General features: G+C 61.6%; 18 protein-coding genes. 6 read left to right on the top strand and 12 right to left on the bottom strand.

Going from position 1 to position 25,324, the window contains the following annotated elements:
* The 6 genes from BMI01S_RS29415 to BMI01S_RS29390 all read right to left on the bottom strand — a co-directional run.
* Positions 1-417 (bottom strand): hypothetical protein (locus BMI01S_RS29415; RefSeq protein WP_042291478.1); only part of this gene is annotated, 417 nt, incomplete at its 3' end.
* Between the two features lie 61 nt (positions 418-478).
* A complete protein-coding gene (locus tag BMI01S_RS29410; RefSeq protein WP_208461010.1) occupies positions 479-1,783 on the bottom strand; it encodes a HEPN-associated N-terminal domain-containing protein in 1,305 nt (434 codons plus the stop codon).
* Positions 1,784-1,852: 69 nt separating this feature from the next.
* Positions 1,853-4,195, bottom strand: coding sequence for a KAP family P-loop NTPase fold protein (locus tag BMI01S_RS29405; protein WP_028232389.1), 2,343 nt, complete (start codon positions 4,193-4,195; stop codon positions 1,853-1,855).
* A gap of 480 nt (positions 4,196-4,675) precedes the next feature.
* Entirely contained in the window at positions 4,676-5,701 is a 1,026-nt protein-coding gene (locus BMI01S_RS38275; RefSeq protein WP_028232390.1) for a hypothetical protein, read from the bottom strand.
* A 101-nt stretch (positions 5,702-5,802) separates the two neighbouring features.
* Positions 5,803-6,153: a helix-turn-helix domain-containing protein gene (locus tag BMI01S_RS39485; protein WP_081723556.1), complete on the bottom strand. Its 351-nt coding sequence runs from the start codon at positions 6,151-6,153 to the stop codon at positions 5,803-5,805.
* Between the two features lie 120 nt (positions 6,154-6,273).
* On the bottom strand, positions 6,274-7,128 hold the full coding sequence (locus tag BMI01S_RS29390; protein WP_154671401.1) for a hypothetical protein: 855 nt from the start codon (positions 7,126-7,128) through the stop codon (positions 6,274-6,276).
* A gap of 727 nt (positions 7,129-7,855) precedes the next feature.
* Here BMI01S_RS29390 and BMI01S_RS43285 point away from each other — a divergent pair.
* Together BMI01S_RS43285 and BMI01S_RS29380 are read left to right on the top strand one after the other, a co-directional pair.
* Positions 7,856-8,500: a hypothetical protein gene (locus BMI01S_RS43285; RefSeq protein WP_244145436.1), complete on the top strand. Its 645-nt coding sequence runs from the start codon at positions 7,856-7,858 to the stop codon at positions 8,498-8,500.
* A 122-nt stretch (positions 8,501-8,622) separates the two neighbouring features.
* Entirely contained in the window at positions 8,623-9,396 is a 774-nt protein-coding gene (locus BMI01S_RS29380; protein ID WP_028232393.1) for a DUF3800 domain-containing protein, read from the top strand.
* Between the two features lie 1,721 nt (positions 9,397-11,117).
* Here BMI01S_RS29380 and BMI01S_RS38270 read toward each other — a convergent pair.
* Positions 11,118-11,402 (bottom strand): hypothetical protein, encoded by a 285-nt coding sequence (locus BMI01S_RS38270; RefSeq protein ID WP_028232394.1) that lies wholly within the window; start codon positions 11,400-11,402, stop codon positions 11,118-11,120.
* A 1,036-nt stretch (positions 11,403-12,438) separates the two neighbouring features.
* Here BMI01S_RS38270 and BMI01S_RS29365 point away from each other — a divergent pair.
* A complete protein-coding gene (locus BMI01S_RS29365; RefSeq protein ID WP_028232395.1) occupies positions 12,439-12,699 on the top strand; it encodes a hypothetical protein in 261 nt (86 codons plus the stop codon).
* A gap of 1,124 nt (positions 12,700-13,823) precedes the next feature.
* A complete protein-coding gene (locus BMI01S_RS29360) occupies positions 13,824-14,027 on the top strand; it encodes a cold-shock protein (RefSeq protein WP_028232396.1) in 204 nt (67 codons plus the stop codon).
* A gap of 22 nt (positions 14,028-14,049) precedes the next feature.
* Here the strand turns inward: BMI01S_RS29360 and BMI01S_RS29355 are convergent, their stop codons facing one another.
* From BMI01S_RS29355 to BMI01S_RS29335, 5 genes are all read right to left on the bottom strand, one after another.
* Entirely contained in the window at positions 14,050-14,247 is a 198-nt protein-coding gene (locus tag BMI01S_RS29355; RefSeq protein WP_081723557.1) for a BON domain-containing protein, read from the bottom strand.
* A gap of 125 nt (positions 14,248-14,372) precedes the next feature.
* Complete coding sequence (locus BMI01S_RS29350) at positions 14,373-15,680, bottom strand: hypothetical protein (RefSeq protein ID WP_154671402.1); 1,308 nt, start codon at positions 15,678-15,680, stop codon at positions 14,373-14,375.
* A gap of 265 nt (positions 15,681-15,945) precedes the next feature.
* Complete coding sequence (locus BMI01S_RS29345) at positions 15,946-16,224, bottom strand: hypothetical protein (RefSeq protein WP_154671403.1); 279 nt, start codon at positions 16,222-16,224, stop codon at positions 15,946-15,948.
* 23 nt (positions 16,225-16,247) lie between these two features.
* Complete coding sequence (locus BMI01S_RS29340) at positions 16,248-19,604, bottom strand: DEAD/DEAH box helicase (protein WP_028232399.1); 3,357 nt, start codon at positions 19,602-19,604, stop codon at positions 16,248-16,250.
* A gap of 199 nt (positions 19,605-19,803) precedes the next feature.
* Positions 19,804-20,841, bottom strand: a complete 1,038-nt coding sequence (locus BMI01S_RS29335) for a DNA-binding protein (RefSeq protein ID WP_028232400.1) — start codon at positions 20,839-20,841, stop codon at positions 19,804-19,806.
* Positions 20,842-20,981: 140 nt separating this feature from the next.
* Between BMI01S_RS29335 and BMI01S_RS29330 the strand changes: the two genes are divergently transcribed.
* Together BMI01S_RS29330 and BMI01S_RS29325 are read left to right on the top strand one after the other, a co-directional pair.
* Positions 20,982-22,202, top strand: a complete 1,221-nt coding sequence (locus BMI01S_RS29330; RefSeq protein ID WP_042291471.1) for a tyrosine-type recombinase/integrase — start codon at positions 20,982-20,984, stop codon at positions 22,200-22,202.
* 65 nt (positions 22,203-22,267) lie between these two features.
* Positions 22,268-25,282 carry a Tn3 family transposase gene (locus BMI01S_RS29325; protein ID WP_042291469.1) on the top strand — a complete coding sequence of 1,005 codons (3,015 nt, stop codon included), beginning with the start codon at positions 22,268-22,270 and terminating at the stop codon, positions 25,280-25,282.
* Positions 25,283-25,324 lie beyond the last annotated feature (42 nt).

The raw sequence follows: 25,324 nt of genomic DNA, 5'->3' as shown, positions 1-25,324 counted from the left end.
TGCTAACGAATGCGCCGCGAATGCCGCGCGAAAGATCTGCCCTCTCGCCGGATGTCGCCCAACCAATTCAGAAAGAATGCCGCCGGTGCGCCGCTCAAAATGGTCAACCATACTTTGCTCGGCTTGGGCCGCGTCGCCAGCCTCCATCGCTAACTTGAACCGCCGAGGAAGGCTCATTGGCATGGCGGGGTCGAGATACCATCCATTCCGGCTCATCTCCAGAAGCGCCGGGCGGACATTTTCTGGATACGACTCTAGAGCGGCCGACACGGCGTCGACACTGCGGGAGATTGCCTCAAGCGGCCCAATCTGCATCTTCTGCAGTTGGCCGAGCAAGCGCCCCACGACCCTATCGACGTGAACGTCACCGCACTTTTTCAGCCAATCGCCAACCGATTCCGATTCCTCGGATTCCATCTTTACGCTTGCTCCATCACGTCACCGCTACATGAAACCGTGCCGCAAAGCTCGCCTTCCGCTAGGGTCTCGTTGCCCACATTGCTCGCTCGAATGTCAGGCTGGGGGGCTGCCTATGTCCCCATTCTGGCTCCGCCAAGCCCAGTTGGGTAGGCCCAAGAAAAAGCGCGATATTCCAGCCACGACGATCAACCGTACTCGCGTAAGCAATCCCATCTACCACGCCGCCCTCAAACTGATAATCGCGCACAAACTCGGTGACTACTTGCGAAGGCAAGTAGTCGACGTGCACGCGCTGGTCCCTGTCTACTGGCTGCATGATGTCCGCTGCAAAGTCGTGCAAGAAGCTGAGCGTAAGTTTCGTTGTCCGCCCGGCGTCGGAAAACATACCGGGCTCCGGCGGTAGTGCACGCAAGTCGAGAACGCGCAACGGCCGAGTCGCGCGCCAGAGCCCTACCTTTGCCGCTTCCTTTCTGGTCTCCTTGAGTGCTGTTGCAATCGTCGAGGCCAGATACAGCATCGGGATACCAGCCGGATTCATGCGATTGCTCTGCAGGGCGTGCTCAACGGGAGGCGGCCCAAAATCCGACGCACCCGCGCCTTTGCCTTTGGGAAGATCAACACGCGCTCGCCAGAATGCGGTACCAGCAGATATTTCTTTGATCAGGCCGATGTTTTGGCTGACGCCTGCAATGTGATCTAGGAGAGATGCCGGAGTTAAGGAATCTTGATCATCTCTGCCCGTCGCATGGAAGAAGAACCTCCTCTTGTGCTTTACTGTTTCGCAGAATCCCTGCCAACTTGTCCGCAAGGCATCGTCGAGGTCGAGCGCTCCCGCATCAAAATCGCACCAAATTTCGTCGGCCATAGCCTGGGCAATGCTGCTGTACAGGGTTCCGTCATCCCTGGGCAACATCAGACCAATTTTCTCCAACATGTCCCACGAATCCCAGTGGGCCCCCAAATAGCCGCCCTCCGCCGAGCAATACATGAGTTGGTCAACAGCGCGGCCGTAGTAGCGCCCGATACACTCCTCGATGTGCTTTGCTACCTTATAAAATTTCGCCGTTGGCGAATCGAACCTGTTACACGCACTACAGCCGCGCGGCCCGCCCTCCTTTCGAATCCAGGCACGCAGGTCTTCGTCGGCGAAGCAGGATGAGCAAACGCGGTTCATATTCAAGGAGGTGCAAATTGTTGAGATTTGGGAGCGCTTCCGTTGCATAAAAAGCGAGGTGCGATTGTATCCAACGCAGCGGGCATCGCGGCGTCGGCCCGTACGAACGCAGGTCGCCAGCAGTTCGATGACCGCCTGAAGCCACGGAAGGACGATTGTGTCTCCATATCGGTCGGCCGAGGAGACCACGATTTCTCTCGCGGTACTATATGTATGGCACTACCTTCCTGGTCATTTTGGCAGCGATCGGGTCGGCCGCTAGAGATCGAATGGGTCGCGTTCTTTCAGCCCGAGCCACCTCTCGAGAAATCTGCGCAACGTTCGCAGAGCCTCCTCGTGCACGGGGAATTGAGCGGGATCGATTGCGTCGCACCTGGCTTTCGCCACGTCGATGCCGATGAAGTTGTCGATCGTCTCCCTGTTGAAGGTGTTGTGCGGTGTCGAGACCCGATCGCCCAACGAATGACTCGTGCCCCGGCTCATCATGCGCGTGGACATGCTTGCAAATCCTTCGTCGCTCCGGATAGCCTCGTTCATCCACGCGCGGGGTTCGTCCAATGAACCCGTATAGTCCCTCCACCGGTAGAGCTGGGACAGGAGATCCGGTTCGGCCATCAGCGCGTCTCCCTCCGCGGCGCGGCCTCTCATTATCCGCAGCCATTCAGCCTTCATTGCCTCGACAGTTTTGAGATCGAGCGCCGGATCGAAAGCGTCGTCGGCCCCCTTCGCTTGCTCCGCGGGATCGTTCAGATGGATCAAAAGCGCAGCGACGGACAGCGCCCTGGTCTGGCGGAGAGACTCAAGTGCCAATCCACCTCGTACATCGTCCGGGATCCGCTTCAAAAACCAGTGCGTTGATCGCCACGCAGACAGCCAGGGCGAATTAAATGGGTCGGCGTCGCGGTCGCCCGCGAGTTTCTGCGCGATCCCGAACATCCCGCGCAGCAGCACGGCGGCGTTCTCGACCGGGAGGCGGTCGACGGACTCGTCAAATCTGGCGACGAGTGAGGGCAGGAGACCATCAGCTTCGATGTCGGCGATCTCCCGAGCCAGACCATCCTCCGTCGCAGTCGCATCGAGGAACGCCACGAAGCGACGTTCCGACATTTCGCCGACCGCGGTCTGGAGCTCGAAGTAACGCGGGAAAAAGCGCGGGGAACACACTCGTTTTGCGGTTAGCCATTTGAGACGGAAGCCATCCGCATAGTTCGTGCCCCCGTATGCCCATTCGAGGGGCGGAAAGAGGTCCTTGAGCGCGTCCCGAGCGATGTCGCGGCGCTCATCCGACACGATCTCGAGGAGACGCCCGGCTGCCGCCCTGTCCTCATCTCGCCGGCCATTGCCGAGGAAGCGCAGTTCCTGGAGAAGGAGTTCCCTCTCTCGGAACAGGGCCTCATGCAGGTCCGGTTCGAAGACGCGGAGTGCCTCAAGGAGAAGGAAGTCGACGATGTTCACCTCAAACACATCGCCGGCCGCATGCAACGGGAGGTGTACGGCGATGGAGGAGATCAGCCGACGTGCGTCACGCATATTGCGGAGCAAAGGTTGGATGCAGCCGACGAAGGCGTTACCCCAGCGCGTTTGCGTGAACCCGTTCGCCTCTGTCGCGTAGGGACCAGCTAGCTCGGACAGTTCCTCCGTGAAAATCCGATGCACGATCGACGCCGGAACCGCCGGCAGGTCGAAGCTCGCTTGGACGACCTTCTCGAGGAAGGCGCGACCGTCGCCGTCGGCCACCGGGTCGAGCGCCCGCTCTACGATGCTGGGCTGAAACAGGAGCACAAAGACGATGTTGGGCAGGTTGGCATTCGCCTTCACCTGTCGGAGGAGCAGCCTGATCTGCTCGGGCTCGAGTCGGTCGATGTCGTCGACGAAGACGACCAGCGGGCGTTCGAGTTCTCGAAGACGAGCCTCTAGCGCTTCACGTATCTTGTCGAGAGGGTCGCTGGCGCGGTCTCGTCCTAGGTGCGACAGCACGCGCCCTAACAGGGGCGTCCCGACCGAGAGGACAGCGAGTGTGGCCGCTATCTTCGCCGCCGCCGGGAGGTCAAAGCCTACGGCCGAGGCGACGGCGATCACCGAAGCGTTCGTCAGCACCGTCGAGATGAGGTGGGTCGCGCTTCCGGCTTCCTTGAGCGGCGCGCCAGTTCCTGTGAGGATCTCGCCGTAACGTCGTAGTGCTGCAGCGCGAGCGAGCGCTGCCTTCGAATGCTCGCCCCGCAGACGATCCGCGATCTGACTAAAGAGTGCGCGGGCAATTGCGTCGCCGTCGCCCCACTGCCAGGGATTGAAGTCAAGCCAGTCCGCTCCTTCGTTGGTGGCGTCGAGTCTTTCTGTAATCAGGTTCTTTAGGGAGGACTTACCGAAACCCCACCCACCCCTGATTGCGAATACCCTCCCCTCGCGCAGGCTGAGTTCCGAGAGAACGCCGCCTATGCGATTCGCGAAGTCGGCTCGCCTGAGCCGATCCTCGGACGCCTTCCGGATCGGCGCCTCCGCTCCAATCCCGCCGTCCGGAGCCTCGGTCCTCGCGGCCGCCGCACCGAGCCTCGCACATCGGCGGGCGCGCCACGCTGACAGACGGCTCAGCGGCCCGCTCATCGCGCGGGAACGCCAAAGGGGCTGCGAGTCCCGCCGAAGTGGTGGGCCGCTGGGCTCGAAGTGAAACGCGACGCCTCCATGGTCATATAGACAGTCGAGTATCTTCCGAGTACCCTGGCTCCGCGGCGGCTTTCGTTACTTTTTTGGGACATAGTTGGATTCCTGGCGACTAGTCGGGGAGATCTCATCACGATTGCGCATCCTAGCCCACACCGTCCGCTAACGGTGGGCCATCGGACATACTCGAATTGACGGTGGACGCGGGCTCAGGCCGACGGCCTCGCGCGTCGCCTCCCTCGGCGAACATCCGCTTCATTTTCAAGGAGCCGTCGATGATTCGACAGTCCGAAGTACGCTGCGTTTCGGATACGGCCTGATGCCGTAGAGAAAGTGAGTACATGCCCAGGCTGAGCTCATCTCCTACCACTGCAGTGGACGGCGCAGTCGCGTAAGCGATGCGCCTCGAGCAGAGTCGTGTGGTCACGACATGTCGCCACCCAAGCATATCTGGCGGTAGTTGATTGGCAATTTCAGGCTATTTTTTAGTGTCTCGAGATATTTACCGCCATCCTTGTCGAGTGCTGCCTCACCTACGATGACTAGTTCGATGGCAGATTGCGCGCCTGGCCAGTAGGAATATTCCAGTAACTGTCCGATGGCTTCGCGAATACAGCTCTGCAGTGACCGACCTACCTTGATCTCGAAAAATACATAACCTTCATCCGTTCGAGCGACGGCGTCAATTCGACCTCCGCAGCCGTTACGAATTTCGGTACCGATGTTTTCCTGTCCATACTCGTCGCAGAGCTCTGAATAGAGCGTCGCTTGCAACGCATTGTGACGCAGCTCGATTGAAAGTTGTCGTTCCGGGAGCGACGCACCTGTCCACGCATTTTTTGCACGATTTCCTGAATGGAAGACGAAGGGCGTGCGAGCGACCTTGACAGGAGGAAGTTCTCCTCCTGATTCCACAAACGTATAGAGTGGAAGGAGCAGGTCAAAGTCGCGAAGGATTCTGTCCAGGTCCAGTTCGCCGACGGGGACAAGCGCTCCCATGAACACGAAGATTCCCGTTTGAAAGAGTTCGTGCGAGAGGGGCCCCGGGGGGTGGCTATCGGAACGAACGCCTTTGCGGAAGTGCCACATTTTGAAGTCCGCAGGGGCGTTAAACTCCGTCCGGAGAAATTCGTTGAACAACCGCATTTTTGGCAACAGCAAGTCGATGCTCGGAAGCGTCTGGCTCGGCTCCAGGGAGAACGCTACACCATGACGAATGTACTTCTTCCCATCGCTCTGCTCCATGCCTATGTTGAATTGCAGTTCCGCACGTCCACCATAATGAAAAGCCCAATCGTCAGCGATTGTTGCCGAGTGAAACAGCTTGCGTGATGGTAGGCGCCTCAGCTTTTTGAGCTTTACACGAAGCTGCTGAAGCTTGCCAATCTCGTATCCTTCAGCACGCCGGTTTAGCTGCTCAGCGACCTGAGGTATTGTTGTCGAGTCCATGCCTTGCCTGATCGGTAGCGGGTCCCACTCTCCGGGGATACCGCGAACTGGAAGAATTGGAAAGCACGTCATGCGGCTTTGTCATCAGGCGCACTCGGCATTCACGCGTGGGGAGCCAGGGGCAATTCAAGTTGTGTTCCAACTGTCGAACGGGCACCCAGCGTTGATAGCGTCTGCAGTGTATAGCAGCCAACGCAGTGCACGTCTCCGCATTCGGTCGCCTGCAGCACGAAGTTGGTAACGATGCAGTGGCCCTCCCTGCGCAGTTCGAATACGCGTGCGGCCGGATCGATGATGTCAAGAAAACGCAAGGCATCTATCGTCGTGACTCCATCGCGTGCTTCCAGCGCCAGAAGCAATCTCTGACGCTGGATTAATGCGCCGATCCCTGGCATGCGCTTGCGAATCGCGCTCAAAATGGAAGCGGTGCTGCTCGGTGTCTGTTTTCCCATGCAGATTTCCCGTGGTTTGCATGGGATCCATGTTCGCGCGGATGGCAGCCAACGCTGCTACGCAAATACCGCCAGATGCGCGGCCAAAATCCTCCGGCGGATATTGGGCGGTTTTTCCTTCTAATTTCCGCCGCCAGACGGATGGCGTTCCGCTTCGATACCAAACTCCTCCGCGAGCCGCGTCAGCTCGTCCATCATGACGGTCGAAGCGGTCTGGTCGGAAAGACTAGCGAGCAACCGCAGGATTTCGGCCAGCTTTTGCGGATCGGATCGCTCATCCCGCGGCGGCGTCGAGTCACGATCAACTGCGATCCTCGCCAGCAGATGCCGCGTGGCATTCTCACTGCTGATTTCGGCCTCGCGCCTGGCTCGCGCGCGCCCAGCGATCGCCACCCGCGTATCGGTGGAAAGAATGTCCCGGATTTGTCGCTCGCCCGTGTCCTCCCACCCGAGCGCGGCCGCGACGGTCAAGAGCTTTACGGGAAACGTGGAGGTCAAGTCATACAACGATTCGGCCAGACGCAGGACAAAAGCGCGCCGCAGGATCAGGCCGGGCCGCCCCGCCGCCCTCGGAGGGATAGCAGATGGAGTTTCGCCAAGCTCACGCAGCGGCTCCCGGAATCCAGGCGCTTTCGCGATGGGAATGATCCAGCGTGCCGAAGCTTCGAGCTGGGCCTCCAGCGAGGCTGCGGCAATGCGGATTGACTTGATCTGATGGGAGCTAGGGGCCGCATGCTCGTGGCCTCCGCCGCCGCACGACAGATAGGCTTCCGCAGCGCACGCGGCAATCTGCTCGGCGAACATGTCCGATTTTCGCATCGGGTCTTCATTGAAGAACCCGCGGGTATCCCGGTCATCGCGAAGATACCTGCACCACGTCGACTTCACGCGGAGGGTCACTGCGAGATCGAGATACTCCCCTGCCTGCTGGATTGTCTGTTGTAGCTTTGGGTTTTGAAGTTCTTGGACGGCCACGATCTGGTTCTCGCTTCGCGCAAGGCATCGATGGTGCAGGTTAATGCGCAATTGTAGTACTGGCTGAACCAAGATCCGAATTCGCGCCTGTTGAACGCATCCTAGGCTGACCGCTAGATGCATATCGAACTGGTTGAGAGTCACGGAATCCGCGAATTCGGATCATGCGAGAGAGAATGAAGGCGCAAGCCGCAGCAGCCAATGCGCGCCGGTCGATTTGGCATCGCCGCGCGAACCCGGCACCCGCTCGTGGCGCCGGATACTCGGCCGCGTACGCGCTTTGCATGCTTCGCCGATCGGTAAACCGAACGCGGATGGCCGTCATCTCCAGAACACGACCCTACCTGCTCCCCGGGGGGCAGCGCGCTTGACCCAGCGAGGAGTAGCCGCGAACCAGGAGTCCCCTTGCATATCCCCGCGAGCACGGTGAGCACATGCGAGGACGCGGAGCACCCGGAGGATAGGGAGCACACGCTGAAACGCGTAACCATCTGAATATTCGGGTCATTTTTCTATTGGTCTGCGCGAAACCGCACATTTCGAAATCATGAAATACGAATTCTCGCGACGTTCCCCACTGTCAATGGCGGAGTTTTATCCCCTGAGTTCCGTTGAAACCTGCGCCAAGACGTCTGGCCTAACGGAGCCCACTCGCCCATACTTTCACCATCGAATTCCCTATGAGGACCGTGTCGTGGCAAATGGAAAGCAAGCGTCAGCTCGACGAATGAAGATGGCAGAACGTGCGCAGCAACTGCTTGAGTTGCATTTCCCTGACTGGCCCGAGGCTTGGCTTTGGCATCGCACGCGAAACGACGGGTTTATAACGGTTCCGCGTACGCTCCCGATTGTGATGCAAGCTATCGATAGACAAAGCAAGGGTCAACCGGCAGGCCACACGTTGTTCTGTCTGTGGACACGCTCGCCCGATCATCCGGTTCTTTCGATTGAAAATCCTGTCACGTTCGCGGCCGAAGCGGGCTTCATGGGTGAACGTGCTGTGGATACGTGGCGCAGGCGTATGAAGCGGCTCCGAGAACTAAATTTTATCCAGACCAAGGCTGGCGCCTCGGGGGAATTTCACTACATTCTGTTGCTCAATCCAAATGCCGCCATGGAATGGATGCGAGTGCATGGCCTTGTGCAAACCGAACTCTACGGTCGATTTCTCGAGCGGCTCGCGGACGTTGGCGCATACGGCGAAGTCGAAGCCGTCCGTGAAATATGGGCGCAGCAGAACGCGGCCCAGGCTGCGGCACAAGCGGCACTGACACTTCAGTCCGCCACCGCGGCGCAACCCGGCGATGCATGTGCCTCCCCCGCAGCAGAAAGTGCTGAGGCTTCGGCACCTGGCGCAAATGCCAAGGCGTGAACACGCGCTCTATACGTAGGCTGTTTCAGTAGCGAACAGAGCAAAGAGGTTTTTGAAGCGGGCGCTGGCCAGAATCGACGCTCATTCGGATAATGCAGGGTTACTTTCAGCACGAGCACGCTATGCCGAGCAGTTTTCGCGTTTACATCGATGAATCCGGGGACGAGGGTTTCAAATTTTTGCCTAACGAGCAAGGCAGCTCGCGGTGGTTCGTCCTGTCGGCCGTCGTTGTAAGAACGGAACGCGATCTTCAGCTCGTGCAGCTCGCGAAGGACGTGCGGGCACTTCTTCACAAGGAACCGAAACACGCGCTGCACTTCAGGTTTCTCAAGCATGAGCAACGCATACCGTTCGCGCGTCGCATCGGCGAGGCACCGATCCGCCATATCCACGTCCTGGTGCACAAGCCTTCGATCGCGGATCCCGAAAACTTTCAGCAGGAGAAGTTTTCCCTGTACCGCTACGCGACGCGACTGCTCCTCGAACGCGTGAGCTGGCTTTGCCGCGATTACTACCGGCCGGGGGATGCCGGTGATGGCCGCGCGGAATTGATCTTTTCGAACCGCTCCGCCATGTCCTACACGGACCTTCGAGATTATCTGCGACGCCTTCAAACCCTGCCGGACGTGCGGATTCACTGGGACAGCGTCGATCCCGATGCTGTACGCGCTGTCGCCCACGAACAGCTGGCGGGGCTTCAAATCGCCGACGCAGTCGCTACCGGGGCGTTCTACGCGGTGCACAGATCGGTGTATGGGGAAACAGAGGAAGGTTACCTTCGCCTTATGGCGGGCAACCTTTATCGCAATCGGGGGACGCCTGATGGCTATGGCTTGAAATTCTGGTGCGACAACCTTGACGAGAAACAACGCGTCATCGCAATCGTTACCCGCTGAGAAGGGGAAACTGTTGCAGGCCCCGGATTCGAGGATCCCACCCATTCGGGCTGCCGTCTTTCGACGACCTCTACAAGCTCCGCGCTCGCCTGCAACGTCCCTAGTATACGCGGAAGTGCGAATATAGACAAATTGATAGACATCGCGGCCATGAGCGCAAGGACCGGTGGAAAAAACTGAAGTCGACGCACCTCCGCGCTCATTTGGCCGCGTCCTGCGCCTCAATCTCAGAAAAGCCCCCGCTGCCTTGGATCCCGCGCTGGCGGCAGCGACGCGCGGGGCCGGCGGCCGCCACGGCGGCCCGCGAGCCGGCGCACGTGTGCAACAAGCTCCGCCCTCACCTCACCAACCATGAGTACCAACGCATACAGCCGTACGCCGTCCGGACCGGGTTCCGGGCACGCGCGCAGTGAGGCACGCAGCGCCAAGCGCCGCGCGCGGTCGAGCAACTGGGCGCGGCTCATCCCAGGCCAGCACGCCGCGACAAAGGCTGCAACGGTCGGCGGCAGGTTTTCGGGGGCGCAGCCGGCAGGCAGCGCGAGAGCAACAAGTTCGAGGCGGTCGGCCATGCGAGGGCGAGGAAGTCTGGGCATCCTGATCCTGGCGGAAAACCCGCGGCGCCGCAACGGTATGCGCACCGCCGGGGCAAAGCTCGCTGGCAGGCCGCCTGCCCCGCCTTGGGCGGCTGTGGTGTCAATCGGTTGCCTCGGGTGTCACTGGGCTGAACGGGTCATTTCAAATGTTTACAAACATATGAAATTCCGATGAGTCTTACTTCCGGCCTTGCGTTTCCCCTCGTACGGAGGCTTCGGCAGCATTGCCTTACTCGCCTCGGTGCAGGCTTGTTATATGACCCTATTTATTCATAAATGGATGGATCAAGTCGAACTGTAATGTAATCGAAATATTTTGCAACCGCGAGCGCGGAACTGACGCGCTCTAAGCAGTGTGGTCGAGCGCACGTCGAACAGAGGGCTTTCCGCACGCGATATGAATGCTTCGGGAAACTGACGACATCCCTCAAGCGTCGGGAGCTCGCCATGTCCGAAGAGTGGACGGATTCCAAAAAGTGGTGGATGGACTTGCTAAAGAGCGGGATCATTGGACTGGTCGCACTCGTGGTGACGCTGGTCATTGTCGATCATATCGAGTCGAAAAGAGCCAAAGAAAAAGCTCACGACGATGCCTTCTCACCCCTGTGCTGGCGTTGGTACCCGCGGAGCAAGACACGGCGAGCAGCGCCATGCGCACAATGGCGTCCCCGGGCAAGCGAGGCGATTTGGGGAGTCGTGGCGAGCGTGATGGGCCTTGAACGTGCGAATTCCGGCATTCCTGTCACGGTGCGAGTTCGGCGAACTCGGCGGTGCATCTCAAGGAGAGTATGGTCGCCCCCGCCCCGTTTTACAACGCGCAGCGCGTTTTTTCTTGCCCTTCGCGCAAGACTGCCGCGTGGTCGCTGTGCACTGGCCGGACGCGCGCCCGGCGCTGCTGCATTTCATCGAACTGTGTGCAAGATTGTCGGCGGCGGGTCGCCGTCCATCGCAGCGAAAGAGCCGTTCGCGCCATGACCACATCGCGGCGTGAAAAGCATCTATCGGCACGTGCCCCTGCTTCCGCGGACAGGGCTCGACAGGTCGCCGCCTCCCTACGGGGTGCAGACATTTCCCCGGTGAGGACAGTCAACCGCATGCAGGAAGCAGCAACCGTTGAGCCAATCCAGCTTACACATGTTTCAATTCCGCGTCGCCTGATGCGCTGCATCCCGACGGGCGTGCAGCGAGCGCGCTCCCGCGCTCAGGCCGGGCCATGGCAATGGCGCCGAGTGGGGTATGCAGGTCGTGCGCCAGAATCCCGACTAATACGTCCCGGGCACGCGCCAGCAGGAACGAATAGCGCGACACCGATTCCGACAGCGCATGGTCCACGGCTTCTTCAAAGCGCACCAGTTCGGTTAGCTGATGAAGCGCGCCTGAAGCAAGCCAGCGGCGCACCACGCTGGCACGCAATGCCCGGTACTCGGCACCACCGAATCAAGTGAGAAGCCGAATTCAAGCCGCTCGTCCGCGTGGGCGCGCGCCTCGCCGGTGATCGCAGGGGCATTCCCGGGGCGATCGCCATAACCTTTCGCTATCTGCTGCTGATCGCTCTGTATCGTGCGCATGTCCTGGCGCGATGCAGGCAAGTAATCGTCGCGCCGAATGCTCGAGCCGTGTGGACGAGACCACCTTCGCCGCACCTAGTCGCCGGGCCTGCTCGACCCAGTCACCGAGCAACGCGTCCATGTTTGCGTCGATAAAGTCGGCCAGCTTCAATTCGGGTCTCCCTGTGGCGGGCGCCAGACCTCCAGCCGCCACGTGCAATCGCAAATGTCTGGAGAATTGCGCCGAACCGCGAATTTCTCCCATGGCCATTCCATTCCGGGCGCGTGTAATCCCATCAGGCCTGATTTCCGCCGGCCGGCAAAGGTCGACACGAACACAGATTAAGCTGCAGCATCATTCCCGGGCAGCCTCTGGAAAATCAGCCGGCGAGACGCGGACAGGCGATCCGGCGCCCTGGCTCACCCTCGCCCCGGCGACGGCGAGAATTCTCTCCATGTTGGCCCGCAGTGCAGCATCCGTCGCCTTCGGGCAAGCCATCCGCCCCGAGGACGTGCGCCGCGCATAGCCCCTTCCGAGCGGTGCCGAACACGACCGGGCGCAGCGCCATCGAGTGGGCAAGTCCGACCCCGAGCAGCCCCACGCCAGCGATTCAAGCCAGCGCCCGGCGAGCCCCCCGCCGTTTGATGAACGCCCTGCGCCTTTCGGGACTTGCCGCATCTATCCAGCCAGCGCCCAGCGAGGACTGAAAACGCGACTGGTGCGGGCGCGCTTTCGAGCATCGCGCATACGCGTGGGTCGCCTCACCAGACTGCCGTTCCTGCCGTGCGGGTCAGGCCGGACCGCCGTGCGCCATCCCGTCACGTCAACCGACCCGCGGGCGCGGCGTTAACGATGGGGACGACGCAACCGTGCGTCGCCATCCATATCCGAGGAAGACACAATGAAGAAGCTTGCTGCCGCGCTGATTGCATCGCTGTTCGCTACTGTCGCTTTCGCCCAGACCGCTACCCCGACCGCGCCGGCCGCAACGGGTGCAGGCCAGTCGGCTCCCGCCCAGGCGGCGACCGTCCAACCGGCCACGCCCGCTGCCGCCGCGCCCGCTGCGCACAAGAAGCACACCCACAAGGTGTCCGCGCATCACAAGGCCAAGCCCGTTAAGCTCGACAGCTCGAAGGTGGGCAGCAAGGCTACGGTGAAGTAACTGCGCCAGTCGCCTGCAGTAGAAGCCAGCGTCGTCTGAGGTCGTCCAGCGCCGCGCGCGCGGGTCACCACCCGCGCGCTCCCTGCCTTTTAACCGCGCACGGTCTCATCGATGCGCCGTCCGCCTGTTCCCTCCGCGCCACGCGTCTGTCATCCGTCTGCCGCCTGCTGTCGTCCGGTCTCCGCGAGGGGGTCCCACGCCGGGTCGTTCAGGCCAGACCGGACTGCCTCGGCGCCACCCGTTGTGGGCACAACCTGTCCGAAGCCGCGCTACGTTTTCCGGACACAGACCGGCGCCCAGCGAGCCGCAGGGAAAATCTTCACGCGTGAGCCGCTCACGAAAGCGCTGCCCGGCGCGTTCGCCGTGTGGGGCAGTGGCTGGCCAGAGGGGCGACTGGGGAGCGGCGCCGCGCCTTGAGCGGGGTCTCGAGCGCGGCGCCACGCCTGTGCCGCGCCGGCTCTGCCTGAGTGGGGAATGGCCGGGGCTGGGGTGCTGCTGGGTGTGTGACTGGGTGTGGCGGGTCTGGTGCTGGCGCCACACTGAAGCGTGTAACCCGCGCTTGTCTCGGCCGGTGGAGTGCCGCATTCACCGCAGTTCATGATCGTGGCGTGGCGCATTGTGTACTTGATGCGTATGGGCAGGCCACGTCCTGACCAAATCGATCTATAATGCAACTATAGCGCCGTAAATGTCGTTTCAAATTTCGACTGAATTTTCTGGAGTAGCTGATGCGTCACGGCCTGGCGCACGGGGCAGGCCGGCGTAGCCCACGCATGGCGAGCGCATCGGCATCGGGAAAACCGGCGCCTTGAGCGGAAAACGGGCCCGCTTCAGGCGGATTTTCATAACTGAAGTTTTGGTAGTAAAAAGACACATTATGACAAGAAGAGCCACTGACAGGCCTTCCCCGCGCCACGCGAGGCAAAACGGATTGCCTCCACGCACCGATTTCGACGGGTAGATGGCAACAGGCACGAGTCGTGCGCAAGTCATGACGCAGTGGCCCCCTTGCCGCTCGTAAAAGCTTACATGTCGGCGGCGGCATAACTGTTGGAACATAGCAGGACGTCTGGCGCAGGCCAGTAGCGTCATCATGAACTCGTCTTCCGAGGAACATTCAGAACATGGCGACCGGTACTGTCAAGTGGTTTAACGATGCGAAGGGTTTTGGGTTCATCACGTCAGACGACGGCGGCGATGACCTGTTCGCGCACTTTTCCGAGGTTCAGGGAGCAGGCTTTAAATCCCTTCAGGAAGGCCAGAAGGTGAGTTTTGAAGTCAAGCAGGGCCCCAAGGGAAAACAGGCAGCGAACATCAAACCCGTGTAAGTTTTTCGGGCCGCGAAAGTCTTTACTGGCCACCAAACGGCTTCCTGACGGTCAGCCTGTTGGCCGCGGACGTCACACCGGGGACGCCTCCCGCGATCTCTGCAACCTTGTCGATCTGCGCAGCGTCGACGACCGTGCCGTCGAGCGTCACGGCGCCGCTTCTCGAGACCACACTGATGACGTCGGGGCCAAGGTCTGCACGGATGCGATCGCGATCCATGCAGCGCAGGCGAGCCAGAGGGCCGTTGTTGTTTTCATGAAATGCTCAATTCTTCGACATCCTTAGTATTCGCCTAGGAACTCAGCCACAACTGGCTGGACTGAACTTCATCACGACCTGCCGCTTCAGCCCACGACCAGCCCAGCTTCACGCAGCAGCGCAACAATGGTCCGCGCGGGTTTATGCAGGCGGATCATCAGGTCTTGCACAAAGGCAGCGACCGACACCGCCGGATGGCCGTCTTCAAAGTATTCGAGCAGGCGCTGAACCTGATTGGCCGGTATTTCGAGATGCACGCGCTCTGATGAGACGCGCAGCCCGCTCACGCTGAGACAGGCTTGCGGATTCCACTGGAGCGTCGAAAGGCCGTCGGGAGACGGTTCCGGCAGCACCCGGAAGTGCTGTTCCGGCAACGCCATGAGGTAGCCCTGAACGGTGAGTTCACGCAGGTACTGCTCGATGGCGACCTTCTCCGCGTCCTCGAAGGTCGGCTCGAGCGGGTAGCGCATGGCCAGCCAGTCGAACACCGCCCAGATCGAGAAGTCGTGAGCCGGGCGAACAAACCTGCCGAACACATCCCCCTGCCAGATCCGCGCGTCAACACCGAACGATTCTTTTCCGGCCACATCGATGTCGACGGCATCCGGCCAGCGCTGACAGGGGGCACCCAGTTGCCGCTCGAGGGCCCGGATCTTCCCGGCGATATCCAGTTGCCGGTAGGCCGCATCGGACGCAAGCTCACCCGCTGGAATCCACGGTGCAGTTGCGACACGCATCGAGAGCCTCGCAGCGGGCTTGTCGACCTCGCCAAACAGTGCCATCTCGACCAGGCGCGGCTCCGGCTGTGCCTGACGCGCGGGATGGCTGATCGCCGGATGCCAGAGCCAGATCTTGTTGGCGATGCCGCGCAACACGACCTCCCGAAGTTCGCCGACTGTGGTGATCTCACCGGGTCTGGTGATGGAGATCTCAAGCGCGGCGTAGCCCAGCGCCTTGATGCGCGGGCGCTTTGCCGGGTCATACAACGACTTGACCGCAACCTGGATGATGAGGGGTCCCGCCAGCGTCTCGGCGTAAAGGTCGACCAGCACACCTTCAATCCGGGTGCGCACGAAGGCCTCGCTGCCCCACCGCTCGATCAGGCGACGCCTGCCCTGTCCCGTACCGTTTTGCGCCAGCGGCGGCGCTTCCACGAACCGACTGTCGACCAGCAGTTGCAGTGCGGCCGCGTGCAGCGCGAGGAGCGCGCCGTGTTCGCAGCGGGCCGGACGGACATGCCGGAAAGAAGCCTGGGAGCCATCCCGGTACAGGGCTACCTCGCCCCTGCAGCCGGCACAATGAAAGCTCGCTGGTACCACGGAAGGCAAATCGCTTGCAGCGACAACCTGACCGGCACCGTTCACTGCAAAAGCCATGTGCGAACTCAAGGTCATTAGACGTCCTTTGGAGACGAGAATTGCCTTTGGGCAGGCAGATTGTGCTTGAATCCGCGACCCTCAACTGGAATTTAGGCGACGCCGTTCCCAAAAGCCAACGGAATATGCCGCTCCAGCCAACGAGCGGATCATATTGAGGGTTGGCCGCAATTCGTCAATTTCTCGCCAAAACGATGCTAAGTTGATGAGCCAGAAAGAGAAATTTGACCGATCGGCAACGGCTTGAACATCACAGGCTCGACTGGAGAAATTGATTGTCGCTTCAGTCAGGGGGCAACCCGGGCCAGGCGTTACCGACCGGATGCGGATAGAGGATACCGAGCGCGTGACGTTCCACAAAAATGAGGTCAATCCACCGGACGGTGGTTTCGCGGCGGGTCGTCATTCGCGCAATCAGTCTGGCGAGGGTTTCGCCCGGGGAGGTCGAGGTGTGAAGGGTGACTGGTTTGCGCTCACGCCAGCGCGAGAGCGCGGCCTCGACGTGGACGATGGTGAGCCGGTGGCCGGCTTGTGCGGGGAACGGAAAATCGGCTGGGGTCATGGAATTTGCAGAGAAACTGGACATCATCGGCCCTGCGTACCGGTCCTGGCGCGCGGACGGGCCGCTGCGGCCGGCGAGACATCCGGAATCGGTTCAAACAGCGCATCGAGGTCGTCGGCTGAAAACTTGACCGCGCCGGCGCCATCTTCGGACAGAATGCTATCGGCCAGCACGGCCTTCTTCTCCTGCAGCGCGACGATCTTTTCCTCGATGCTGCCGGCGGCGATCAGCTTGTAGACGAACACCGGCTTGTCCTGGCCGAGACGATGCGCACGATCCGTCGCCTGGTTTTCCGCGGCGGGGTTCCACCACGGATCGTAGTGAATCACGGTGTCGGCGGCCGTCAGGTTCAGACCAACACCGCCGGCCTTCAGGCTGATCAGGAAGAGCGGCACTTCCCCTTGCTGGAAGCGCTGCACGGGCGTCATGCGATCGGTGGTGTCGCCGGTGAGGATGACGTATGGGATGGCGGCCTTCTCGAGCGCCGCCGAGATCAGCGCCAGCATCCCGGTGAACTGCGAGAACAGCAGCACGCGGCGCCCTTCGTCGATCAGTTCCGGGAGCATTTCGAGGAGCAGGTCAAGCTTGGCTGATTCCCTGACCTGTGCCGCTTTCTCCAGCTTGACGAGGCGCGGATCGCAGCAGACCTGACGCAGCTTGAGCAACGCCTCGAGCACGATAATGTGACTGCGGGCGAGTCCCTGTGCGGCAACGGCGGTCCGGACCTTTTCCTGCATCGCGGCGCGTACCGTTTCATACAGATCGCGCTGCGCACCTTCAATGTCCACGGTGCGCACGATGACTGTCTTCGGCGGCAGTTCGGTCGCAACCTCATCCTTGCGCCGTCGCAGCATGAACGGGCGGATTCGGCGTGCGAGCAGCTCGCGCCGCACGGTGTCGCCGCCTTTCTCGATCGGCGTGCGCCAGCGCTTCGTAAAATCTTTCTGGCTGCCAAGGAACCCGGGCAGCAGGAAATCGAACTGGGACCACAGCTCGCCCAGGTGATTTTCGAGTGGCGTACCGGTCAGACACAGGCGGTGCTGCGCGCGCAGTTCGCGGATGGTAGCTGCCGCTTTGGTCGTGGCGTTCTTGACGTACTGGGCCTCGTCGAGGATCAGCAGGTGATAGTCATGCCGCGCGAGGATGGCCTGATCGCGCCACAGCAGCGCGTAGGTCGTCAGGATGAGATCGTGTTCGCCGATCTGGTCGAAACGATCGCGGCGCTCGGGCCCGTTCAGATCGAGGACTTTCAGGCCGGGCGCGAAACGTCCCGCTTCCTCGCGCCAGTTGTGGACCAGCGTGGTCGGCACGACGATCAGCGCGGGCTGCTCGAGACGACCTGCCTCCTTTTCGGCGAGCACATGGGCCAGTGTCTGCACGGTCTTGCCGAGTCCCATGTCGTCGGCCAACACGCCCGACAGGTTGTGCTCGCGCAGGAACTGCATCCAGCTTAAGCCCTGATGCTGGTACGCGCGTAATTCAGCCTGCAATCCGCGCGGCACGGGTACCTCGGCCAGACCTGGTCCGGCCTGCAGGCGCTGCGCGAGCTGGCGAATTGACGCATCGCCGTGGAACTGCCAGCGGCCCGTATCGTTCAGTGCTTCGAGGCGGCCGGCATCCAGTTCGGAAATCCGCAGGGAACCTTCTCCAACAGACTCGAACAGATCGACCAGTATCCGCACGACCGGTTTCAGCCGGTCGGCGCGCAGGCGCAGCCGTTCGCTCCGATTGGTTCTCAGCTCGATCATTTCGTCATCGGCAATCGTATCGAGTTCGCCCGACAGCCAGCGCCGGTCGCGCCGGAACAGTTCCGCCAGCAGCGGCTCGAGGCGCTCCGTACGGTCGCCTACCGTGATCCCCATTTCCAGATCGAACCAGCCGTCGCCCGCGTGGTGCGCCGTCCCGTCGATGGCGTCGATCTCGATCACGTTGAAGCGGAACCCAGCGGTCATGGTGACGCGCCAGCCCTTGCCGCGCAGCACCGGTAACACGTCATTCACGAACGCGTACCACGCATCGGGCTCCGTCAGCCCGAGCATCGCATCGGGAAGCGATTGCATACTCTGTACGCGACTGGCGGGGATCTTCTGCAGCCCGGTCTTGCGTAACTCTATCAGCCGCTTTTTCTCGGCATCAGGGCGCCGCCTGAGCTGAACAACGCCACCGTCGGGATGCGAGACCAGGGTCGCGTCACTATCCGCGTTGAGGCAAACCCCGTTATAGTCGAAACCGACGGTCGCGAAATCCAGCACGCCGCTGTGGTAGTCATATTTGCCAAAGCTCGCGGAATACACCGAGCGGGTGTCGAGCGACAGGAGCGGCACCGGCTCGGTGTCGATCACCCGGATGGCCGATGCGTCGTGTGCCGGAGGTGACGGCAGATCGGGGGCAATCTCGCGCAGCACGGCGGCCACGAGCGGTGCTTCAGCCAACGAGATCGGCGGCATCGACAGGTACGTGGCCAGTTGCTGCGATGTCAGGGATTGCGACGGCAACTGCACGATGCCGGCGACACCCGCCTGCGCGTCGACGTACCAGAGCGGTTCGGTTGCCAGCAGCAGCGTGGCTGGTGGCCCGGTTCGCAGTACAGGTCGCAGATGGTCGTCTGCCTGGGGCTGCCACTCGATCTGTCCCGTACGAGGATCGCCCTGGGACAGCGCCACAGGCGTGGACAATGCGCCCTGATTCGCGCTCACTGCGGCGAACAGGCGACCGGTCACGATCAGCTTCTGCAGCACATCCGCCCCGGTTGAGCCGCGCAACACGAAGCTGCCATAGTCCTCGCGACAGCGACCCAGCCACAGTCCACGCAGGATCGTCAGATCATCGTCCGTGACGAATTTCGGCGGCTTGATGAGGGCGGCCTCGACATTGTTCCACGCATCGTCGATCGAGCGGATCGTGCCGTCGGCATTGCGGCGCGCCTTGAAGAGTTGCACTTCATGGCGCTGGTGATAGCGCGACCAGCCCAGCACATAGGCGAGCGTATGGGTCGGTTTCGAGGCCGCCTTCCTTGCATTGGGCGCGGTAGTCGCCAGTTCGGCACGAAACGTCTCCAGCCAGCTAACGAGTTCATGACGTACGCCTGGCTGGGGCTTCGGCATTCTTTCGAGGCCTGCGATCAGCAGCGCCGCGGCGTGCTTGCAGTCGTATCCAACCGGGCAGGAGCATTCACTTTCGGCCCACAGGCCATCCGCTGTGTCGTAAAACTGTACATCCACCGTATAGGGGCGACGCGCGGTCCCCTGCACCTCGCCGCTGAGTACGTTGTCCTGCCAGCGCAGCTTCGACACCGCGTGGACGTAATCACGCGCCCGGGCGACGGTGCGGGAATCCAGCCAGTGCGCGATCTGCGCCTGGTCATAAAAAACTGACGACATCAGTGACCCATCCATGCATGTTCAACCCGCCATGACGGCAACGTGTGGGCAGGCAGGGATAAGTGAAGTGCTGACTGCCTGTCCTTGTCATGGCCTCCCGGCATCCGTTGTCCGCGACGGCTGCCTATTTTACGCGCCAACGTTTGCGGGAAGGTGGCCTTTGGGATTTGCCCAGGCACACTGGTTACAGCCGGTGCTGTTATCCCCCTTTCGGTTTCGGCACCGTCCGGGCCGACGGCGTTCTTTTCAGCGCGTCTAGCAATCGGCGCGTGACCTGAACCTCGGCATCAGCGCGCTCAGCCCGTTGCAGCGCGTCCTGCAGCAGCGATCGCGTGCTGGTCAGTTCATCCATGGTGGCGAGGTGCTGTTGCGTTGCGCTTTCATCCCGCTGCTGTAAAAGCCGGAGCTCGGTACGCAAGGCGGCAAGCGCGTCGGCATGCTGGAGCGCTGTGTCCTGCAGTTCAGCGCGTGCACCGCCCAATTGAACGCGCAGCTCTTCAGCGGTCTTTTCGCTTTTCTGGCGAGCGGTGCGTTCCTGGTCAATTTCTCGCAGAGCGCGCTTCTCATGACTGACGGCCCGCTCCTCGGCGGTGGTGACACGGTCGCGTGCGCGCTCCAGTTCAGCGGTGAATTCGGCCTTGACCTGCGCGAACTGAGGGGCGGCTTCGTCAACTTGCCGGCGGATTTCCTGCAGGCGGGCCTCGGTTGCCGCATGCGCCTCGCGTTCGGTGGCTAGCGCATCGCGCATGCTGGCGAGTTGCGCGCGCGTCGCTTCGAGTTCAGCCTGTGTCGCCGCCGTCGCCTGCCGGGCGAGCTCGAGTTCTGCGACGACCTGATCGCGTACTGCTTCGGCTTCGTGGGCCTGATGACGCGCCTCGGCGCGCAGTGTGGCCAACTGGCCGGTCGCCGCTTCCGATGCCGCCTGCCAGATGCTGAGCACGGCGTCGGCTGCGACCTGCTTCATGGCGTCGGGCAGGTCCGGATGGTCGATCTTCACACGGGTCTTGTCGCGCAGATCCTGCCAGAACCGGTTCAGCACGTCGGCGGGCGTCGTCATGCTGCCCTTGCGCACCAGGCTGTAGAGCTTGTTCGCCGTGGGCGTGATGCCATAGCGGAAGAACAGCAGCGCGCAGACTTCGCGGTAGAGCTCGCGCGTGTCGGCAAAGCGTGTGCGCAACGCTGCGATATCGGCCTGCAGGCGCTGGTCATCCAGCGCGGAGTCGGGGTGTGTCGTCATGGCAGGGGTGTTCTGGATTGTGATTCAAAAAAATTACTACGTAATACGTGAAATATACTGATTATAACCGTATAGTTTAGACATAAGTCTGCTTCTGTCTAAACTATACTGCGGACTTCTGCCGCAAAACGCGTCACACCATGAACCGCCCCGTCAGCCCTCTCGCCCCCCTCGTGCCGGATGCCCCGGCGCCGCCGCTTGAACGCCTGCGCATCCCGCCGGAGCTGTCCGGCGTTGCCGGCACCAATCGCGCTCACAACTCAATCGCGCAAATCAGTGCCGAGGACGATCTGGCCGCGATCACCGCGTGGCTGGCCCGCTACGCCGATGTGCCCGGCACACTGGCGACCTACCGCAAGGAGGCCGAACGCCTGCTGCTATGGGCCGTCATGCAGCACGGCAAACCCCTGTCATCGCTCACGCACGAGGACCTGCTCGTCTATCAGCATTTCCTCGCCGATCCGCAACCGGCGTGGCGCTGGATCATGACTTCGCGCAAGAAGCCCGGTCGCAAGTCTGCCGACTGGAGGCCCTTCGCGGGACCGCTGTCGCCCACGAGCGTGCGCCATGCGATGACAATTCTCAACGCGATGTTCGCGTGGCTGGTCGACGCCGGCTATCTCGCCGGCAATCCCCTGTCGCTCGCGCGACGCCGCGGCATCAAAGCCAGCCCCCGTGTCACGCGTTATCTGACGCACGAGTTGTGGGATGTGGTCAGGATCACTATCGAGAACCTGCCGGTGGGCACCGAACGCGAGCGGTTGCACGCGGCACGCTGTCGCTGGCTCTTCACGACCCTGTATCTCGGCGGCCTGCGTGCTGCGGAGATCGCCAGCACCCCGATGGGCGCGGCATTCTGCCGGCGCGACGCCGCCGGCGTCGAACGGTGGTGGATCGAGGTGTGCGGCAAGGGCAGCAAGACCCGCCTGGTGCCGGCCTCGGATGAACTGATTGCCGAACTGGCACGCTACCGGCGTGCACACGGACTGCCGCCGTCGCCGCAGCCAGGTGAAACGCGTCCGCTGCTGTTGCCGCTGATCGGTCATGACAAGCCCCTGTCGCGCGGCGCCATCCACCTGATCGTCAAGCAGGTATTCCGGCTGGCTGCCGGGCGGCTGCGGGCCCGTGGACCCGAGTGGCACGCCCGCGCGGATGTGCTGGCCGCCGCCTCGGCGCACTGGGTGAGACACACCGCCGGCTCCCACATGACCGACCAGCAGGTCGACCTGCGCTTCGTGCGCGACAACCTTGGGCACACGTCGCTCGCCACCACCAGCGTCTATCTGCACGCGGAAGACGATGCGCGCCATCAGGCCACCCAGACGCGTCACCGGCTGGGCTGGGGCAAGCCCGCCGGATAGCGGGGTTTCGCCCAGGGAATGCGTGAGATGGCAGACTCCCGCATTCCGCCCCAATTTATGCGCGCATGAATCACGTCCATGAAACCGCCTATCCCGCGCTGCCTGCCGAAATCAGTGAAGGCGAACTCCGTGCCGCCTTCACGCCCAGCGCCACCGAAATCCGGTTCGTGTACGGCCAGTTCCGGCAGGCACCGATACGCGTGCTGATCATCGCGCAGCTCAAGCTGTTGCAGCGGCTTGGCTATCTGCCACCCGTATCGGACATTCCGGCCGCCATCCTTCACCACGTCTGCGCGGTACTCGGGGTGCGCCCAGTCCCGCGCGCCACGCTCGTGCGCTATGACCGCTCGGGCAGCAAGTCACGTCAACAGAAAGTCCTTCGTGAGTTCGTCAACATCCGTCCCGCCAGTGCGCAGACGTACAGCTGGCTGGATACCGTGGCGGCCGACGCCGCCCGCACCAAAACTGAACTGCCCGATATCGTCAACGTCCTCATCGAGGAACTGGTCCGGCATCGATATGAACTGCCGCCGCTTGCGACGCTCTCGCGTATCGCCGCCCACGCCCGCAGCAGCCTCCACGAAACCCTCTACCGATCATTTGTCGACTCGCTGGATGCCTCACAGGTGGAGCGGCTCGATGGGCTTTTTGTAAGCGACACGGGCCAGACCCGCTGGGACGCTCTGAAGCGCGAACCGAAGCGGCCACGCCCCCGTGAGGTGGCCAGTTTCCTGGAGCATATCCAGCAGATGCGCGAACTGGCCGATGGCCTGCCACCGCCACCGGAAATCCTTTCTGCGCCCAAGCGCACGCAGTTCGTCATTGAAGCGCGCGCCCTCGACGTGCACGAAATGCGCGCGCTCAAGCCCGCCAAACGTTACACGCTCGCCGTGCTCTTTGTCTTCTCGCAGTTGCAGAAGGCGCTCGACGATGTCGCGGAAATCTTCATCAAGACGGTGCGCAATCTCGAGAGCACCGCAAAGCTGCGGCTTCAGCAATACCAGCTCGCCCACGCCGACCAGCTTGAAGCGCTCGTCAGCCAGTTTCGTGACGTACTCAACGTGCTGCAGGACGCTGAGGTACCAGATGCCGAGCGCATCGCCCGCATGCGGGCTGCCCTGAACGGCGATCCCGACGCCGCGCTGACCCGCTGCAATGAGCACATCGCGTACGCCGGCAATCACACCTTTCCCTTCCTGCTGACTCCGTACCGGAATCTGCGATCGCTGCTTTTCCAGTGTCTCGACATGCTGTCGCTGAAACCCAGCTCCCAGGACGACGCGTTGCTCGTCGCGCTGACGTGGATGCAGCCGTTGCGCTCGTCCCGCCGCGAACACCTGATGCTCAGTGACGATGACGTCGCCACCTTGCCGCTCGACTGGATCCCGGAGAAATGGGAAAAGAGCATCTTTCCGGATGGCCGGTCCGCCCGGCTGCTGCATCGCAAATATTTCGAGCTGTGCGTGTTCAGCCAAATCATGCGCGAACTCAACTCGGGCGATGTCTACGTTGAGCAGAGTGATCAGTATGACGACCCTCGCGAGCATCAGGTGTCGTGGGACGAATTCCACGAGGAACTGCCTCGCTATGGCGAACTCGTCGGGCTGCCGGTCGACGCGCGCGCCTTCGTCAACGGCCTGCGCGACCAACTCAGCACGCTGGCCGACGAAGTCGACGCGGGTTTTCCGGCGAACGACTACGTCGAGATCACCGAGCAGGGCCTCATCCTTCACAAGCTCGAGACGGAACCCGAACCGCCGAACAAGAAACTTATCGATCAGGCCATCACGGCCGCGATGCGCCCCATCAGTATTCTCGACATCCTCACCGAAACCGAGCAGTGGCTCGATCTGCATACACTGTTCGGCCCGCTGTCGGGCTTCGAGACCAAGATCGACGACCCGCGCAAGCGCTTCATTACGACGCTGTTCTGCTACGGCTGCAATCTCGGGCCCAGCCAGACCGCACGCTGTGTCAAGAATCTGAGCCGCAAGCAGGTCGCGTGGCTGAACCTGCGATACGTCACCGAAGAGCGGCTCGACAAGGCGATCGTCAAGGTCATCAATGCGTACAACCAGTTTGCGCTGCCGAAATTCTGGGGCTCCGGCAAACAGGTGTCGGCCGACGGCACGAAGTGGAATCTTTACGAGCAGAACCTGCTGTCCGAATACCATATCCGGTACGGAGGATACGGCGGGATCGGCTACTATCACGTGTCGGACATGTACATCGCGCTGTTCAGCCACTTCATTCCGTGCGGTGTACACGAGGCTGTCTATATTCTCGACGGGTTGATCAGGAATACGTCCGATGTGCAGCCCGACACCGTTCATGGCGACACGCAGGCGCAAAGCGCACCGGTGTTCGGGCTCGCGTACCTGCTTGGAATCAAGCTGATGCCGCGCATCCGCAACGTCAAGGGCCTGAAGTTCTTCAAGGCCGACCGGAACCGAAGCTACAAAAACACCGACTCCCTGTTTCGCGCGACCGTCGACTGGGCCTTGATCGAGCGGCATGTTCCCGACATGCTACGCGTGGCCGTCTCGATCAAGGCGGGTAAAATGACGCCGTCGACGATCCTGCGACGCCTGGGGTCGGAGAGCCTCAAGAACAAGCTGTACTTTGCGTTTCGTGAGCTCGGCCGTGTGATCCGTACGCTGTTTCTGCTCAAATACATCAACGATCCCGAATTGCGTCGCACGATTCACGCGGCGACCAACAAGAACGAACCGTTCAACGGCTTCGCGCAGTGGCTGATGTTTGGCGGCGAGGGCGTCATCGCTGAAAACCTCCGCCACGAGCAGCGCAAGGTCATCGAGTACAACCAGCTCGTCGCGAACATGGTGATCCTCTACAACGTCCAGTGGATGTCGCGCGTGCTCAAGGAGTTGCAGGCAAAAGGGCATCCGGTCGACGCCGACGTGCTCAAGGCGCTCTCGCCATACCGGTTGGATCACATCAACCGGTTCGGCGACTACCTGCTGGACCTGATGAAGAAAATCCTCCCGCTCGACCCAACGATAGATTTCGCGATTTCGCTTTCAGATCAGCCGCTTGAGGCACTTTTGGCGAAATATTAACGAATCCCGGGCGACCCTCGTTTACGCACGGTTCTGCGAGAG

Source organism: Paraburkholderia mimosarum LMG 23256 = NBRC 106338 (assembly GCF_000739815.1).
Classification (GTDB): domain Bacteria; phylum Pseudomonadota; class Gammaproteobacteria; order Burkholderiales; family Burkholderiaceae; genus Paraburkholderia; species Paraburkholderia mimosarum.
The sequence above is the reverse complement of the archived record's forward strand: the minus strand, read 5'-3'. Positions and strand labels throughout refer to the sequence as shown.

What these genes read in the sequence shown, in the direction of transcription:
- BMI01S_RS29405 (WP_028232389.1), bottom strand. Translation starts at nt 4,195, where the DNA reads ATGAGCGGGCCGCTGAGCCGTCTGTCAGCGTGGCGCGCCCGCCGATGT.
- BMI01S_RS38275 (WP_028232390.1), bottom strand. Translation starts at nt 5,701, where the DNA reads ATGGACTCGACAACAATACCTCAGGTCGCTGAGCAGCTAAACCGGCGT.
- BMI01S_RS39485 (WP_081723556.1), bottom strand. Translation starts at nt 6,153, where the DNA reads ATGGGAAAACAGACACCGAGCAGCACCGCTTCCATTTTGAGCGCGATT.
- BMI01S_RS43285 (WP_244145436.1), top strand. Translation starts at nt 7,856, where the DNA reads ATGAAGATGGCAGAACGTGCGCAGCAACTGCTTGAGTTGCATTTCCCT.
- BMI01S_RS29380 (WP_028232393.1), top strand. Translation starts at nt 8,623, where the DNA reads ATGCCGAGCAGTTTTCGCGTTTACATCGATGAATCCGGGGACGAGGGT.
- BMI01S_RS29365 (WP_028232395.1), top strand. Translation starts at nt 12,439, where the DNA reads ATGAAGAAGCTTGCTGCCGCGCTGATTGCATCGCTGTTCGCTACTGTC.
- BMI01S_RS29360 (WP_028232396.1), top strand. Translation starts at nt 13,824, where the DNA reads ATGGCGACCGGTACTGTCAAGTGGTTTAACGATGCGAAGGGTTTTGGG.
- BMI01S_RS29355 (WP_081723557.1), bottom strand. Translation starts at nt 14,247, where the DNA reads ATGGATCGCGATCGCATCCGTGCAGACCTTGGCCCCGACGTCATCAGT.
- BMI01S_RS29350 (WP_154671402.1), bottom strand. Translation starts at nt 15,680, where the DNA reads ATGACCTTGAGTTCGCACATGGCTTTTGCAGTGAACGGTGCCGGTCAG.
- BMI01S_RS29345 (WP_154671403.1), bottom strand. Translation starts at nt 16,224, where the DNA reads ATGACCCCAGCCGATTTTCCGTTCCCCGCACAAGCCGGCCACCGGCTC.
- BMI01S_RS29340 (WP_028232399.1), bottom strand. Translation starts at nt 19,604, where the DNA reads ATGTCGTCAGTTTTTTATGACCAGGCGCAGATCGCGCACTGGCTGGAT.
- BMI01S_RS29335 (WP_028232400.1), bottom strand. Translation starts at nt 20,841, where the DNA reads ATGACGACACACCCCGACTCCGCGCTGGATGACCAGCGCCTGCAGGCC.
- BMI01S_RS29330 (WP_042291471.1), top strand. Translation starts at nt 20,982, where the DNA reads ATGAACCGCCCCGTCAGCCCTCTCGCCCCCCTCGTGCCGGATGCCCCG.
- BMI01S_RS29325 (WP_042291469.1), top strand. Translation starts at nt 22,268, where the DNA reads ATGAATCACGTCCATGAAACCGCCTATCCCGCGCTGCCTGCCGAAATC.